Here is a 14,691-nt window from a genome sequence, read left to right as displayed (position 1 = left end):
TTTTTTAAATTAATGACCTTGCGCGGCATAAAGCTCCGCCTACAGTAAATTCAGAAGGTAACCATATCAGTAGGCGGAAGTTTACCTCGCGCATTTTAATCTGACATCTAAAGTCTAATTTCTTGTTTAAACACAGAGAAGTGAATGAGAGTAAATGAGAAGACAACGGGCTTCGAGCGACTGCTAAAACCTTTGACCTTTAACCTGAAACCTAGGAACCTAAAACCCGTAGCTCGAAACCCGTGGCCCGCACCCCGAGGCCCGAATCTCACACCTAAATTTCAGGCATAAAAAAAGCCGCATAAAATGCGGCTTTGGGGGTTTAGTCTCACTTCACTTTGGGCGTGTCTCCAAAACTTAGTGAATACGTTACCAAGGAACTGTTGTATTTATTAAATTGACTCTAGGGCAATTTTAACCATTTCGTTGAACGTGGTTTGACGCTCATCTGCAGGTGTTGCTTCGCCTGTGATTACATGATCACTGACGGTAAATAATGCCATTGCTTTTGCACCGTATTCTGCTGCTACGCCGTATAAGCCAGCTGTTTCCATATCAACAGCGAGTACACCTAGTTTGTCTAGATCTTTATAAAACGTGTCGTCTGCTTGATAAAAAGTATCGGTAGTAAATACGTTACCTACTTTCGCATCAATACCTAAATCTTTAGCTGCATTTACGCCGTTTAAAAGTAATTCAAAGTTAGCAATGGCAGCAAAGTCAGTACCACGAACGCGAGCACGATTTACGTTTGAATCTGTGCTTGCACCTTGTGCAAAAATTACGTCGCGAATTTTAATATCGCTACCAATACCACCACAGGTACCTATACGAATAATATTTTTAACGCCAAAACTGACAATAAGCTCACGAGCATAAATTGACATTGAAGGAATGCCCATGCCAGAACCCATAATGCTCACTGGCTTACCTTTGTAAGTTCCAGTAAAGCCGTACATGTTACGTACGCCGGTTACTTGCACTGCATCATCTAAAAAGTTTTCAGCAATATATTGTGCGCGTAGCGGATCGCCTGGCATTAATACTGTTTCGGCAAAATCACCTACGTTTGCACTGATATGCGGAGTACTCATCGATTGTTTTCCTTTTGTTTGGCTAAAAGCCCTATTACTTTAAAAATATCGAGCGTATTTTTAAGTTACTTAACTGTGTTCAGCTTATCAATAAAGCCATCACCATATTCTAACGCTTTAAGGTTAAACCATTGTGCAAGCGTTTGGCCAATATCGGCAAAGCTGTTGCGTTCGCCCAGCGGGGTATTTTTCATCCCTGGCTGATAGGCAATAACCGGCACATATTCACGGGTGTGCTCAGACCCTGGAAAGGTCGGGTCACAGCCATGATCGGCGGTGATCATTAATAAATCATCCGGCTTTAATTGCGCTAAAATAGTGGGTAAGTAATCATCAAACTCTTTGAGCGCTTTCGCATAGCCAACAGGATTTCGGCGGTGACCAAACTTTTCATCAAAATCAACTAAATTGGTAAAAATCAAACTGTGATCCGGCGCAGTCGCCACCACTTCGCTGGTTTTTTCTAGCAAGTTCATCAACCCTGGCGCTTTATGCTTTTGGGTAATGCCTTGATGCGCATAAATATCTGAAATTTTACCAATACTGATAACTTCGCCACCGTCTTTTGCAAGTACATCAAGCAATGTTGGCGATGGCGGTAATACTGAATAATCACGACGATTACCTGTTCTGGCAAAATCTTGATTATTAGAACCCAAAAATGGCCGCGCAATCACTCGCCCTATATTCATTTCATCAAGCAGCGCCCGTGCGATTTCGCAAACTTGATAAAGCTTCTCTAGGCCGAATGATTCTTCATGCGCGGCTATTTGAAACACACTATCAGCTGAGGTGTAACAGATTGGTTTACCTGTTTTTACGTGCTCTTCACCTAGCTGCTCTAAAATCGTGGTACCTGAGGCATGGCAATTGCCTAAAATGCCCGGAATACCTGTGCGAGCAATAAACTCGTCTACAAATTCTTGTGGGAAACTCGGCTGTGTTTTCGGGAAGTAACCCCAATCAAATAACACTGGCACGCCTGCCATTTCCCAATGACCCGATGGCGTGTCTTTACCGCTTGAAAGCTCTTTTGCGTAACCCCATGCACCTTGTGATTCATGTCGCTCAGCAACTAAACAGGGTTCTTTACCAGCGGCTTCACATGCATCCACTAACCCTAATTTTGAAAGGTTAGGAAGCGAAAGCTTACTGCCAGTCTCGTCATAATATGCCTTGAGTAAATGTGCGAATGTATTAGCACCAACATCACCAAATTTATCTGCATCGGGTGCTGCGCCAATTCCTAAACTATCCGCCATTAAGATAATTGCTCTTGCCATTGTGACCTCACATCTGTTCTAGGTGGTTACTTTATCTGCTCTTCGAATTTTCCGTACAGGACATAAGTCCTGTTTCATAAAACCTAAACATTATAAATTTGCACTCTTAAGCGAAGCAAAAGAGATTAATCGTGTCTTTTTTGCTATTGTGATCTACCAACAATATATCCTTCTGTGTGGGTGAGAACTTTAGTGACACGAACTATTATAGCTATTGCAGGCGCATCGGCGTCCGGCAAATCTCTATTTAGCCAAACTATTTACAATGAATTGGTAAATGAGCTTGAACCAGGCGCTATCGCCATTATTGAAGAAGATGCTTATTACAAGGATCAATCGCATTTGCCGATGGCACATCGTACGCAAACGAATTACGACCATCCTGATGCATTTGAACACGAGCTATTGCTTGAGCATTTAACGCAACTTCGTAATGGCCACTCTGTTGAAGTACCAACTTATGATTATGCCCAGCATACACGTAGCGATAAAACGCGCCGTGTGGCTTCGGCTAAAATACTCATTGTAGAAGGTATTTTATTACTGAGTGATAAAGCGCTTAATAAAGAATTTGATATCAAGGTGTTTATAGATACGCCATTGGATATTTGTTTAATGCGCCGAATGCAACGCGACATGGAACAAAGAGGCAGAACATTACAATCTGTTGTTGAGCAATATCAAGCAACTGTTAGACCGATGTTTTATCAATTTATTGAGCCTTCAAAGCATAACGCTGACTTAGTTGTGACTCGAGGCGGTATGAATCGCGTTGCGATTGATATTATAAAAAGTAAAATAAAGTACATTTTACAAGAATAACAACGGGAAACGTTTGTATGACAACATTTATGAGCTTAGTAGGCATGCTAGTGCTACTAGGCATCGCTTTTGCGGCCTCAACTGATCGCAAAGCAATAAAACTAAGAACCGTGGGTATCGCATTTTTAATGCAAGTCATTATCGGCGGTTTTGTACTGTTTTTTGAAGCAGGCAAAAATGTATTAGCGAGTATGTCTCGCGCCGTTTCATCGGTTATTGGGTATGCCAACGATGGAATTGGCTTTTTATTTGGCCCATTAGCATCGCAAGATACACTTGGGTTTATTTTTGCCATTCAAGTATTGCCAGTGATTGTGTTTTTCTCAGCACTTGTTGCTGTGTTATACCACTTAGGCATTATGGATTGGATAATTAAAATTTTAGGCGGTGGTTTACAAAAATTATTGAAAACCTCTCGCACCGAGTCGCTTTCAGCCACCGCAAATATTTTTGTTGGCCAAACTGAAGCGCCACTCATTGTTAAACCGTTTATTGCGACAATGACCAAATCTGAGTTATTTGCCGTAATGGTTGGTGGCTTAGCCACCGTAGCAGGCTCTGTAATGGCCGGTTACGTAATTATTGGTGTAGACCTTAAATATTTAATTGCAGCCAGTTTTATGGCAGCGCCAGGTGGTTTCTTAATGGCAAAAATGATAGTGCCAGAGACAGAAACACCTAAAGATGATTTAGCCGATATAGATTTAGGCGACGATAAGCCTGTTAACGTAATCGATGCAGCAGCATCAGGCGCAGCAAACGGTATGCACTTAGCATTAAACGTAGGTGCTATGCTTTTAGCATTTGTTGCACTGATTGCGTTATTAAACGGTTTATTAGGCGGTATTGGTGGGTTGTTTGATTACCCTACATTAACGCTACAAGAAATTTTAGGCTACTTGTTTGCCCCTGTTGCATGGTTATTAGGTGTACCGTGGAATGAGGCAATTTTAGCCGGCAGCTTTATTGGTCAAAAGTTAGTAGTAAATGAGTTTGTTGCTTACTTAGACTTTATAAATTATCGCGATACGTTAAGTGCGCATACACAAGCAATTGTTACCTTTGCCTTGTGTGGCTTTGCTAACTTATCATCGATAGCCATTTTACTAGGTGGATTAGGCGGTATGGCGCCTAGTCGGCGAAAGAATATCGCACGCTTAGGGCTCAGAGCAGTGTTAGCAGGATCTATGGCTAACCTTATGAGCGCAGCAATTGCTGGGTTTTTCCTCTCGCTAGCTTAGAAACTTAATGAGACGATCCAACTGTTGCAAAACAATAGGATAGCGCTTTAAGGGGTTAAAGCACTATCTGACTTGAACGATACTTCACCAAGGGCCGCAAGGCCCTTTTATCGTTTTTATAGCCTCTACTTTCTAAATCCTCAGCAATTCATACCTAAAAATTCCCTAGCAAAGCTTTCATTCACGCACTCCTTACGCCATCAAAAGCCATCATTGCACTTATACCAATCCACAATAATACTTAATCATTTTGCGGGGCTAAACGTGTCGCTACCTGTGTTAAAAAATTCTCATTTAGAACAACTAAATAGCGAATTTTTTGCCTAGCTATCAACTCGTTTTTCCAGCCTCAAAATAGACCACTTAATTAAGCGAATTGGTATTACTAAAAAATATAAACAACTGTGTAACTGCAGAAGCATTTACTTATTAGCCCTTTACAAGGCACTTGAGAGTATAAAAGGTAGCAAAGTTAACAAGAATGAATGGCTGTGAAGAGGTAATATAGGCATTATTGAGTGGGAACTTTTTGAGTTTTTCTGTGCTTAGGCGTGTTTATTATTGTCTATAGGCTTAATTTTTTACATAACGTTTAATGTAAGGTTCATAGCCAGACTCAGCCTTAAGCTGCTCAAGTGCTTGATTAAAGCGTTTCACTACCACAGGTGAAGCGGCTTTATTAAAACCAATATAATTGCCTTTAAGCTCATCCACATGAATTTGCTTGAGCTTCACCAAGTCATCCCTAGAGTACCCAAATGGCTCAGTTTGATGATCAATAGTAAAGTCAGAGCCAATAATTAAATCGATGCGTTTTTTAAAAAACAGTCGCATAAATGAGTCTGCTTCACTAAACAGTAATAAGTTTTTATCAGCTACAAACCCAAGTCGACGCACCAGCATTTCATAAATATCGCCTCGCACTATGCCTAACGAATAGTTCTTAGCTTGGGTGATATCGTCCATGACAATATGTTCACTGGTTTTTAATTTATAAAAATAGGTTTGATTTGACACCAAGGGTCCAACCCATTTAAAAAGAGGTTCTCGCTCTTGCGTTTTTGCCAAAGAAAAAATGGCTGACTGCGGGTTACTTTGCACTAAGTGGTAAGCACGCTTCCAAGGTAACATAATAAATTCGCACTGTAGCGCTGCACGGGCACAGGTATCTTTCACTATGTCATGATTAATACCCGCTAGCTGCCCAGCTTCATTTTGAAAATTGTAAGGGGCAAAGCTTTCGGTATAAATAACCAATTTAGGCGCTTTAGCCTGGATATTATGGCTAAATAGCAACCCTAACGCTAATAATGTAAATTTAAAAATAAACACCCCCTATAATTTAAGTAATAACCTTAACCTAGAAAGCATGTAGAAACTATTAATTTATAGCACTTTTATAATGTTAAAAATAGCAGGTGATTTGAGAGTGACTATCGTTAATAATACCAATCCGCAATAATACTCAATCATTTTGCGGGGCTAAACGTGTCGCTATCTGTGTTAAAAAATTCTCATTTAGAACAACTAAATAGCGATTTTTTTGCCTAGCTATCAACCCGTTTTTCCTGCCTCAAAATAGACCGCTTAATTAAGCGAATTAGTATAAATTTACAGATGGTGGGGAGATATTCTTAAATTTTAGACACAAAAAAAGCGCCTTAAGCGCTTTTTTTCATTTTACTTAAAAGTAAAATTATAGAGCTGTGATGTTATCAGCTTGAGGACCTTTTTGACCTTGTGAAAGAGTGAACTCTACACGTTGGCCTTCAGCTAAAGTTTTGAAACCTTCGCTTTTGATTGCTGAGAAATGTGCGAAAACGTCTGGACCATTTTCTTGCTCGATGAAACCAAAACCTTTAGACTCGTTAAACCACTTAACTGTACCTGATACGATGTTAGACATAGTATTATTCCTGATATAAAAATTAAATTGTGCCCTAATGGGCGGTGTAGCAAAAAATGAGATGGTACTTAAAAACTTCAGGACGGTACTACAAGTATTACTTATACAACAACGAAATGGAGATTTATAAATTATCATGCTTTCTTTCTAGCTGCTGACTACTATATAGAGTTACAGACTCAAGTCAACCCTTAATGCGATTTAATTTATAAAATAAGCTTAAGCAGCCCGCTTTATAAATTAAGTACTTGTTTAAAGAGCTTAAAATTCAAATTCTAGTGCCATTCTAAAGCTATGATTTTTCTCTGACTGGCTGATTTCGGTAATAAAACCGGCTTCCCACTTTAATTGTTTTTGCCCATCAAAGCGATGTAACCCTATAAATCCGGGGCCAATACCGACAAAGTCTTCGCCAAGGTAAACCTCAACCGCGGGCTGAAAAGCAGACAAATAGCGGTAGCGATATTGCGCTCTAAATTCGCTTTCCCACTCATTTTGTATATCTTGGCCCCACTCGTACACTAAAAATGCATTCATAGTGAGACTTGCACGACCAAACTCTTTTTCAATCACAAAACCGGTGGTTGCTTCGTATGCGTCGGCGTCATGCTGTTTTTCAAATTCAAATAACGCGCCCCAATCAGCCCATAGCCTGCCCTGCTCTATTAACTGCCAACGAAGTTCTAACTCATACGCTTGCAAGCCAAAGTCACCATTATCATCGCGCTCGCCCACTAAATAGCCTTCCAATGCCATGGTGTCGTTAATTGCGCCGCCTAAGCCAACGCGCTGCGCTAAAATATTACCACTGTCGGTTTGATGTGACACAAGCCGCCACTCTAGCTCGCGCTCAAACGGCAACACATACGGATGATAAACTTTATCAACCACTATGCCATCAGCATAAGCCAGCTTAGGTATTAATAAACAAAAACCAATTAATACAGTGGCTGCAAATAGGTTTATTGCTTTCATGATTGTTCCTTAGTTATTGATTTAGGAATAAAATAACAAACTGATAAAAATAACACGCTGCTCAGCACATAACTTAAAACACTGGTTAAATTAGGCGTAGCCTCATAACCGATAAGTGCGCGCAAAACCCGTCCAAACTCTGAGTTTTCAGTTAAAATAGCACGTAAATCCCATACGGTTGCCGTTGTTGCTATCAAATCAATTTGGCTCGCCAAATCAAGTGCCACAACCAGTTTTGCCGCACTGTTTAATGCTAACAATACCAATAAAGGGATAAGCCCAAAGCGCTGTTTGATTGCACTCAATAAAAAATACAACAACACACTAAAGCTGCTACATATTCCTAAGCCTAAAAAAGTGCCAATAAATAAGCTTTGTGCTGCTTCGTTGTTTTGCCAAAAGCCAATCAGGTAAATAATGTAATGACTTAAATAAAGAGTCATTACACTGATAATCGCAATCATAAATGCAGGCGTTGCTTGTTTAATGGCGTAGTACAGCGCACTGATAAACACTAAAACACATAAAGCAATTTGGGTATATTCTAAACCCTGGTAGTCGAACAAGGGACTAATTAGCGGCGCACTTTTTACAAATAAAAATGATAGCCCCACACCTAAAACAAGCATCCCCAGTACCTTCACTAAACTTTGCTTGGCAATCACTTGGAGTAAAATAAGTAAAATGGCCACCGGCAATAACTGATTGAGGCTCATCACAAGGCTAGTTATTAGCATCAGAACCTTCCTTTTCGGTCGCTATTACAGCACCACGCGCCGTATTGGGTGAAAACTCGCCAAAAAATTCATAACGCCCAGGAGTTAACGGCCCAATATAAATAACGCTTTTGCGATTAGGGTAAAGTACTTTCTCTCGGTTGAGATCGAAACTGTCGAATTCTTCAGGCGTACTATCTTGATTTTCGATTAACAAGCGTACCTTTTTATTGGCCGGCACCACGATTTCTGCGGGATAAAACAAATGATCTTTAAGTACAATAAGATAGTCTTTACTGGCGGCGTTAAATGATAAAAATACGCAACAATATAAATAGGGGTGAATAAGTCGTTTAATCACATTTAGCTCCTGCAAAAACTACCTGTACTTTTAAGCCGCCCAAATCGCTGTCTGTTAAATTAATTTCAGCGCTATAAATAGCAATAATGTGCTGGACTATTGCCATGCCTAAGCCCGCACCTTGTTTACCCGAAGGATGTTGGTCACCGCCAACGCGATAAAAACGGTTAAATATCCGTTGTTTTTGATCGTCCGTCATACCTGGACCGCTGTCTTCTATTTGCCAAATACGCTGCCTGTGCATCTGCTTTAGGGTAATTTTTATTTGTCCGTTTGCAGGCGCGTACTTTATAGCATTACTCAGTAGGTTTGAAATCAACGTCACTAAGGTAAACTCATCACCGTTAATAGTAAAGTCATCTCCCTCAAGGCTAATAGTGTGATTTTTAGCCTCTATTTTTTCATATAGTTGGCTAACTACTTCTTGCGTGATCGCTAATAATGACTGTTCTTTAAACTGCTTTTGCCACTGCTCTGGCTGAGTACGCCCTAGTATTAGCATTTGCTCCACTATATTGGTGAGTCGATTAATACCTTGAGTCATGGCTTGTAATTCTTGGTTATCGCCTTGTTGGGCGGCCAAATTATACACATTAATTTTTAAACTGCTCAGGGGAGTACGTAATTCATGGGCGGCATCTGAGGCAAAAAAACGTTCTCGTAAATAGGCCGTTTCTACGCGTTTAAATAAGTCGTTTAAGCGGCTGATCACTGGTTTTATTTCTTCATCCGTCACCTGCCAATTGATCGCTGTGAAATCATTTGCTTGGCGCAGGGCTAACTGTTTTGATAAACGGGTTAACGGTGCCAGTGCATATTTAACAAAAAAGCTAATAAATAGCGCAAGCAAAGGAACCGCCCATAACATGGGTAACATGGCTGATAAAATCACCGCCTCGGCCAGCTCAAACCGCTTAGCAATCGGCTCGGCAACAATAACGGTACGTAAAGAAGTAGCAAAAACGAATACCCGCATTCGATGCCCTGCAATATTAAGCGTTTGAAAACCCGCTTGATATTGGCTCAAATCAAGATTTAATTCGTCAGAACCGCTAAGTAGCTCACCACTTTGCCAAATTTGATACAGTAACTGGGCGCTTTCTTGCATTTTTGGCGCCATAGCGTTTATAGATAGAGGCTGTTGCATCAAGACTCCAGCCACCACTTTTAGCTCACTATCGAGTAATTGCTCACCATGGCTCATACTTTTTTGATAGCCTTTTACTAAAGCTAAAAAGCAGGTTAACACCATCATTGACAGTAAGATAAGTGTTAAACGCTTACGAATTGACATAGAGCATGGTTACCTTTGTAAATTCAAGTTTGTGCGATCTAGGGGTGTTTTAATCACGTGAGCTATCTCTTTCCCACAACATAGCCAATACCACGGAGAGTTTTAATAAAATCGCTGGGGAATTTTTTTCGTAGGTGATGAATATGCACCTCAATGGTGTTAGAGCCAACCTCTTCACCCCATTGATAGAGTTTATTTTCTAATTGCTGCTTAGATTGCACGCGACCTTGGTTTTCCAGTAACGCTTTTAGCAGCATGTACTCTTTTCGCGGCAGAGAAAGCGGTTCATTGGCTAAAGTGACCGTGTGCGCTGACGTATCCATAGTAACATCACCACATTGTAATAAGCTCGACTGAGCTTGATTTACACGTCGGCTCGCTACGCGCAAACGAGCAAATAATTCGGCTGGTTCAAATGGCTTAGCTAAATAATCATCAGCCCCCATATCAAGCCCTTGCACTTTGTCATCTATGCTACTGCGAGCGGTTAGTATCACCACCGGAATGACTTTTTTTTGTGCTTTTATGTGCTTTAAAATTTGCGAACCATCACCATCAGGTAAGCCTAGGTCAAGTATAACCAACTCTATTTCGCCACTGCCTAAACATTGCAACGCATGCTTAACCGTTGCGCTGTGTTCTACACTGTAGCCTTCTTGGCGCAATGAGCGGCAAAGCCCTTGCGCCACAAGATGATCATCTTCAACTAATAATAAATGCATTGTTTATTTTGCTATCTCTTTAGTTTTTTATCAACTTTAGCTAATAATTGGCTAATTGCTTGCTGACGATATTTGTCCGCTTTAGCGCGAGTATCACGAATACCGGCCGCTTGTGCAACTAACAAATGGGCTTTGGCTTGCTTATATTCACGTTCGTCGTATAAAAACTCACCATACAAGTAATTAGTATCAATGCCTTTTTGATTAAAAGCGAGTGCTTGCTTAAAAAACTTATCGGCGGTGTCATCATCACCAAAGCCAATTGGCCACCCTGGTACTTTACTGTATAAAGTTGCCAGGCTGGCATACGCTGAGCCACCTAAAGCACTGTCGTCTATTTTAAGGGCTTGCTCTAATGATGCCTTTGCATCTTTGGCATAACCCAACGCCCCTAAGCCGCCTTTTGCACCCGCAAAACTTGCCAGCACAATGCCGTTCCATGTATAGCTATTTGCTGAATTAGGATAGTTTTCGATAAATTGAGCACTTTGCTCACTCAGTTGAGTAAAGGCTTTGATTTGTGCGTCATCTTTAAGCTCATAATTAGCGACCGCCCACTGCTGTTGAATAGCGAGTAAGTCGCTTTGTTCATCTGCAAATACCAGCGATGAAAACACACTAACAATGCTTAAATAAGCTGCTAAAGTAAATTTTTTCATAATAAATCCTCTATTAACCTAAAAAGCTTTTTATTTTAGGGAGTTGTTTAGCAATTGCGTTATCTACAATACGTGGAAAAACGCCATTGATACGTGCAAAAAGTTTCTCAGGAAAACCAATAAATCGTCTGGTTTTATTTGAGTTTAATAACGCAACTAACTCATCAGCCACCAACTGTGGAGAGTCCATTTGATTACCAAGCGCTTTGTTCATTGCCCGCGTTTGAGCATCATTAATGTCAGTATCAGTTGCTCTAGGTGCTAAATAAGTAACTCTAACGCCAGTGTCTGAAAGCTCTCGTGATAATGCTTCGCTAAAACCACGCAAACCAAATTTACTGGCACAATAAAGTGTTTGATATGGGTAACCTATGCTGCCAAAAGACGACCCAACATTAACTATGGTGCCTCTATTCGCTTGCAGCTGCTCTAAAAACAGTTGGCATAGTTTCATCGGCACGGCTAAATTAGTGCTCAGTAGATTATCAATTTGTTCACTACTACAACTACTTAAGCTTTGCATAACATTAATGCCTGCATTGTTTATAAGTAATTTAGCACCGCCCAATTTTTTGGCTTTAATTGCCAATGCCAGCATGTTTTCTGCAACGGTTAAATCTCCCACAAAAGTCATACTACCTGGGCACTTGCTACTTAGCGCATTTAGCGCATCGCCATTACGCCCTACTAATAGTAATTGCCAACCTTGTGCGTGCAGTGTTTTGGCAATCGCTTGGCCAATTCCCCCTGTGGCTCCTGTTAACACACATAAGCCGGTATTCATGCGTGTTGCTCTTGCGCTGATGCTTTAAAGAACGGCTCGTCATCTAAAGCGCGAAAAATATCACCGTACAAACGATAAAAACATTTTGCGCCATGTAAAATAGCTTGCTGATCGGCCTCATTAGTAATTTTGTTCATCAAGTTTTCAAAAAACTTTACGTGCTCTATATCAAGCGCACCATGAGAGGTTAAATAGCTAAATGCTTTTTTAGGTAAACCAACTGCATCAGCAATATTTGAAGCTGCGCCATCAGCCAGGGCAATTGAAGTCCCTTCGAGTACATGAACCATGCCAAAAAAGCTTAATGGATTTTTACGAGCGATACTGTCATACGCATACGAGACCATCATTTCGGTAGCAAATTGTGGCTTACTATGGCGCACGCTTTCTTTATCAAAACCACACGCGGCAATATCGTTAAGCACCCATTCTTGATGGCCAATTTCCTCTTCAATGTATTCGGCTACGGCTTCACGTAACCATTCTTGTTCGTCGGTTAAACGGGCACCTAACGACATCATTAATGGCACAGTATGTTTTACATGATGATAGGCTTGCGCTAAAAATGACGCATACTCTTCAAGTGATGCTTGGCCTTTAAAAACGCGCTGTATAATTGGTGCAGCTAATAAGTACTCACGCTCGTTTTGAGTTTGTGCTTTTAATGTATTAAAAAAATCAGTCATGGATCACTTCTCCAAGTCGGTAAAATTGTTCAAAAATAAGGTTAAATCGCTGGCTAATAGCCTGGCGCTTAGGACGATTATTGGTCGTTAGTAACCCTTGCTGAACACTTAAAGGCTGAGCTAACCGATGCCACTTTTTAACTTGTGCATAATCGGGTAACTGTTGATTTATAAATTTCATATGCTCACTGAGTTGTTGATCACTCAACTCAGGGATTGCATAAATAATCGCGGTTAAAAAAGGTCTGCCCTCACCAAAAACAACGGCTTGTATAATCGCGCTTTGACTCAATATTAATGACTCAGGCCATTCAGCACTGACATTACGGCCCATGCTGGTAATAATAAGGTTTTTAAGTCGCCCTTTTATGAAGAGCTTATTGCCATGCTGGGTCACTAAATCGCCTGTTGCATACCAGTTATTTGGGTTATGCGGCGCTTGATTTAAATACCCTAAAAATAGCTCACCCTTTATGTACAACTGGCCTTTTTCGATTTTGGTTTGTATGTGCGGTAATACAGTGCCGGCACTCTTTAAATCATCATTTTTGGGCGTATTTAAACTTACGACAGATGCCGCCTCTGATAATCCATACCCCTGATAAACAGGTAAATTAAGCTCTCTGGCGGTGGCAATTAAAGCATCACTCACGAGCGCTCCGCCAACTGCAATAAACTGTAATGACTTTGGCGGCTGCCAACCTTGTTTTGCAAACGCAATTAAACACGTTAATAACTCAGGCACTAAAATAAGGGTGTTAGGTTTTACACTGTCAATTGCCCTAATGAGTTTTTCAGGATTTTTTAACCCTGAGCCAACAAAACCCAATTCGTTTAACGGCATTAAATGTACACAACCGCCACTTAATAATGGTGCATAAATACCTGCAATATTTTCCAGTAATACAGGTAATGGCAGTAAACATAAGTGAGTTGGTTTACTTATACCTATTTGCTCACATAACGATTGTGCAACTTGCATTTGGCTATGAGTTGATAAACACACACCTTTTGGCTCGCCTGTAGAGCCTGACGTGAAGGTGATTTTTTGCGTGCCCTCAAAGTAACTAATCGGTTCTTTAACGTTGAGCTGATAGATATACAAGGTGTAATGATCAAACAAAGTAATAGACAATGTATGCGTACCCAAAGAAAGCCTTGGCATATCACTTATAAACAGCTGTGCACCACACTGTGCCAACACATATTGCGTTTGTTGTTGACTAAAAAAATGGGCAATCGGTATAGCCACTTTATTGGCAACGCTGGTCGCAGCATCAAGTACCAACCAAGCAGGTGTATTATCAAGTTGAAATGCAATTGCATCAGCATCTGAATTTGAAAAAATTTCCGCTATTTTATTTATTTCTTGAAGCAGCTCAGCACCTGTGAACTGTTGTGTTTGATTCGCAAAATGCGCAACTACCGCCGGCTGAGTAGCTAAATCATTTAAGCTATTTAACATACTCATACCGCCTCCAGCGCATTGATTAATGCCGTAATGCCATGTGTATTTTGTTGTTTAATATCAAGTAGCATTGGCGTATTAAGTACTTGTAGATGTGCTTGCTCTAAATTAACAATGCATACTGTAGGCTGGTTCGCGTAGTAACTTCCCCAGCTTTTTGGTTGCTCAACAACACTGCTGTTAGCCAATGCAATTTCATTACACGTCACCCCTAATAAACGCAATAAAGCGCGTACATGTTTGGTGGCACAAAAAACCAAATTAGTAGCACCAATAGCTCTTAAAGCTTCATTAACAATAATAAAATGCGATAACGTGGCTTTTCTGTGTGTTGAATAGAGATTACCTAACTCAAACACTTTACTGCGCTGTGTGCCCATTGGTAAAAACTGCTCAATGGGCGCTGCTAAATATTGTTCAATAAATAAAGGAGAAGTGGCGTTTCTAAGCCCTAAAGTGCAATGCCCTTGCTGAGTTTTATACTGACAGAGTAATGGCATAAATGAAGTTAGGCTGGCATTGTACGCAGCTAAAAAGCCTTGTTTTACTGTATCTTCAAGGCGCTGACGGTGTTCATCACATTCTCTGGCGCTCACAAACTGTGTAAACGACTGAAAAAGTGTTGATGATGACTGTTGTTGTTGAGCTAATTGCATAAAAGCATCGCCTGTATTAAATCT

Annotated in this window: 16 protein-coding genes; 2 read left to right on the top strand and 14 right to left on the bottom strand. The window is 40.6% G+C overall.

Going from position 1 to position 14,691, the window contains the following annotated elements; translation table 11 throughout:
- Positions 1-392: 392 nt before the first annotated feature.
- Both deoD and ACTRWE_RS14720 read right to left on the bottom strand, forming a co-directional pair.
- Positions 393-1,094, bottom strand: coding sequence for a purine-nucleoside phosphorylase (gene deoD / locus ACTRWE_RS14725; RefSeq protein ID WP_036955453.1), 702 nt, complete (start codon positions 1,092-1,094; stop codon positions 393-395).
- 65 nt (positions 1,095-1,159) lie between these two features.
- Positions 1,160-2,377 carry a phosphopentomutase gene (locus tag ACTRWE_RS14720; protein ID WP_462880221.1) on the bottom strand — a complete coding sequence of 406 codons (1,218 nt, stop codon included), beginning with the start codon at positions 2,375-2,377 and terminating at the stop codon, positions 1,160-1,162.
- Between the two features lie 192 nt (positions 2,378-2,569).
- On the opposite strand from ACTRWE_RS14720, the gene udk reads away from it, so the two are divergent.
- On the top strand, positions 2,570-3,199 hold the full coding sequence (gene udk, locus ACTRWE_RS14715) for a uridine kinase (RefSeq protein ID WP_013462847.1): 630 nt from the start codon (positions 2,570-2,572) through the stop codon (positions 3,197-3,199).
- Positions 3,200-3,216: 17 nt separating this feature from the next.
- Complete coding sequence (locus ACTRWE_RS14710) at positions 3,217-4,440, top strand: NupC/NupG family nucleoside CNT transporter (protein ID WP_462880220.1); 1,224 nt, start codon at positions 3,217-3,219, stop codon at positions 4,438-4,440.
- 573 nt (positions 4,441-5,013) lie between these two features.
- On the opposite strand, the gene ACTRWE_RS14705 is transcribed toward ACTRWE_RS14710, so the two are convergent.
- From ACTRWE_RS14705 to ACTRWE_RS14650, 12 genes are all read right to left on the bottom strand, one after another.
- Positions 5,014-5,772 carry a substrate-binding periplasmic protein gene (locus tag ACTRWE_RS14705; protein ID WP_462880219.1) on the bottom strand — a complete coding sequence of 253 codons (759 nt, stop codon included), beginning with the start codon at positions 5,770-5,772 and terminating at the stop codon, positions 5,014-5,016.
- A gap of 364 nt (positions 5,773-6,136) precedes the next feature.
- A complete protein-coding gene (locus ACTRWE_RS14700) occupies positions 6,137-6,346 on the bottom strand; it encodes a cold-shock protein (protein WP_008467029.1) in 210 nt (69 codons plus the stop codon).
- Between the two features lie 261 nt (positions 6,347-6,607).
- Entirely contained in the window at positions 6,608-7,321 is a 714-nt protein-coding gene (locus tag ACTRWE_RS14695; RefSeq protein WP_028834668.1) for a hypothetical protein, read from the bottom strand.
- The gene (locus ACTRWE_RS14690; RefSeq protein ID WP_064662776.1) at positions 7,318-8,058 is read right to left on the bottom strand and encodes an FTR1 family protein; all 741 of its coding nucleotides are present in this window, start codon (positions 8,056-8,058) and stop codon (positions 7,318-7,320) included. The genes ACTRWE_RS14695 and ACTRWE_RS14690 overlap by 4 nt, the downstream gene beginning before the upstream one ends.
- Positions 8,045-8,398, bottom strand: a complete 354-nt coding sequence (locus ACTRWE_RS14685; RefSeq protein ID WP_028834667.1) for a cupredoxin domain-containing protein — start codon at positions 8,396-8,398, stop codon at positions 8,045-8,047. The genes ACTRWE_RS14690 and ACTRWE_RS14685 overlap by 14 nt, the downstream gene beginning before the upstream one ends.
- Entirely contained in the window at positions 8,391-9,692 is a 1,302-nt protein-coding gene (locus ACTRWE_RS14680) for an ATP-binding protein (RefSeq protein ID WP_462880218.1), read from the bottom strand. Before ACTRWE_RS14680 ends, ACTRWE_RS14685 begins: the two co-directional genes overlap by 8 nt.
- Positions 9,693-9,754: 62 nt before the next feature.
- Complete coding sequence (locus ACTRWE_RS14675) at positions 9,755-10,414, bottom strand: response regulator (RefSeq protein WP_090495231.1); 660 nt, start codon at positions 10,412-10,414, stop codon at positions 9,755-9,757.
- An 11-nt stretch (positions 10,415-10,425) separates the two neighbouring features.
- Positions 10,426-11,073 (bottom strand): hypothetical protein, encoded by a 648-nt coding sequence (locus tag ACTRWE_RS14670; RefSeq protein WP_462880217.1) that lies wholly within the window; start codon positions 11,071-11,073, stop codon positions 10,426-10,428.
- A gap of 13 nt (positions 11,074-11,086) precedes the next feature.
- The gene (locus ACTRWE_RS14665; RefSeq protein ID WP_462880216.1) at positions 11,087-11,857 is read right to left on the bottom strand and encodes an SDR family oxidoreductase; all 771 of its coding nucleotides are present in this window, start codon (positions 11,855-11,857) and stop codon (positions 11,087-11,089) included.
- Positions 11,854-12,543, bottom strand: a complete 690-nt coding sequence (locus tag ACTRWE_RS14660; protein ID WP_016900001.1) for a TenA family transcriptional regulator — start codon at positions 12,541-12,543, stop codon at positions 11,854-11,856. The genes ACTRWE_RS14665 and ACTRWE_RS14660 overlap by 4 nt, the downstream gene beginning before the upstream one ends.
- Positions 12,536-14,014: an AMP-binding protein gene (locus ACTRWE_RS14655; protein ID WP_462880215.1), complete on the bottom strand. Its 1,479-nt coding sequence runs from the start codon at positions 14,012-14,014 to the stop codon at positions 12,536-12,538. Before ACTRWE_RS14655 ends, ACTRWE_RS14660 begins: the two co-directional genes overlap by 8 nt.
- The gene (locus ACTRWE_RS14650) at positions 14,011-14,667 is read right to left on the bottom strand and encodes a thermostable hemolysin (RefSeq protein ID WP_028834663.1); all 657 of its coding nucleotides are present in this window, start codon (positions 14,665-14,667) and stop codon (positions 14,011-14,013) included. The genes ACTRWE_RS14655 and ACTRWE_RS14650 overlap by 4 nt, the downstream gene beginning before the upstream one ends.
- Positions 14,668-14,691: the final 24 nt, after the last annotated feature.

Source organism: Pseudoalteromonas sp. G5_S1_54_S4 (assembly GCF_054968565.1).
Note: the sequence above shows the minus strand (reverse complement) of the source record. Positions and strands in the feature narration are given on the sequence as shown.

Excerpts from the sequence above, each read along its gene's own strand:
- deoD (WP_036955453.1), bottom strand. The coding sequence starts at position 1,094 with ATGAGTACTCCGCATATCAGTGCAAACGTAGGTGATTTTGCCGAAACA.
- ACTRWE_RS14720 (WP_462880221.1), bottom strand. The coding sequence starts at position 2,377 with ATGGCAAGAGCAATTATCTTAATGGCGGATAGTTTAGGAATTGGCGCA.
- ACTRWE_RS14710 (WP_462880220.1), top strand. The coding sequence starts at position 3,217 with ATGACAACATTTATGAGCTTAGTAGGCATGCTAGTGCTACTAGGCATC.
- ACTRWE_RS14700 (WP_008467029.1), bottom strand. The coding sequence starts at position 6,346 with ATGTCTAACATCGTATCAGGTACAGTTAAGTGGTTTAACGAGTCTAAA.
- ACTRWE_RS14695 (WP_028834668.1), bottom strand. The coding sequence starts at position 7,321 with ATGAAAGCAATAAACCTATTTGCAGCCACTGTATTAATTGGTTTTTGT.
- ACTRWE_RS14690 (WP_064662776.1), bottom strand. The coding sequence starts at position 8,058 with ATGCTAATAACTAGCCTTGTGATGAGCCTCAATCAGTTATTGCCGGTG.
- ACTRWE_RS14680 (WP_462880218.1), bottom strand. The coding sequence starts at position 9,692 with ATGTCAATTCGTAAGCGTTTAACACTTATCTTACTGTCAATGATGGTG.
- ACTRWE_RS14675 (WP_090495231.1), bottom strand. The coding sequence starts at position 10,414 with ATGCATTTATTATTAGTTGAAGATGATCATCTTGTGGCGCAAGGGCTT.
- ACTRWE_RS14670 (WP_462880217.1), bottom strand. The coding sequence starts at position 11,073 with ATGAAAAAATTTACTTTAGCAGCTTATTTAAGCATTGTTAGTGTGTTT.
- ACTRWE_RS14665 (WP_462880216.1), bottom strand. The coding sequence starts at position 11,857 with ATGAATACCGGCTTATGTGTGTTAACAGGAGCCACAGGGGGAATTGGC.
- ACTRWE_RS14660 (WP_016900001.1), bottom strand. The coding sequence starts at position 12,543 with ATGACTGATTTTTTTAATACATTAAAAGCACAAACTCAAAACGAGCGT.
- ACTRWE_RS14655 (WP_462880215.1), bottom strand. The coding sequence starts at position 14,014 with ATGAGTATGTTAAATAGCTTAAATGATTTAGCTACTCAGCCGGCGGTA.
- ACTRWE_RS14650 (WP_028834663.1), bottom strand. The coding sequence starts at position 14,667 with ATGCAATTAGCTCAACAACAACAGTCATCATCAACACTTTTTCAGTCG.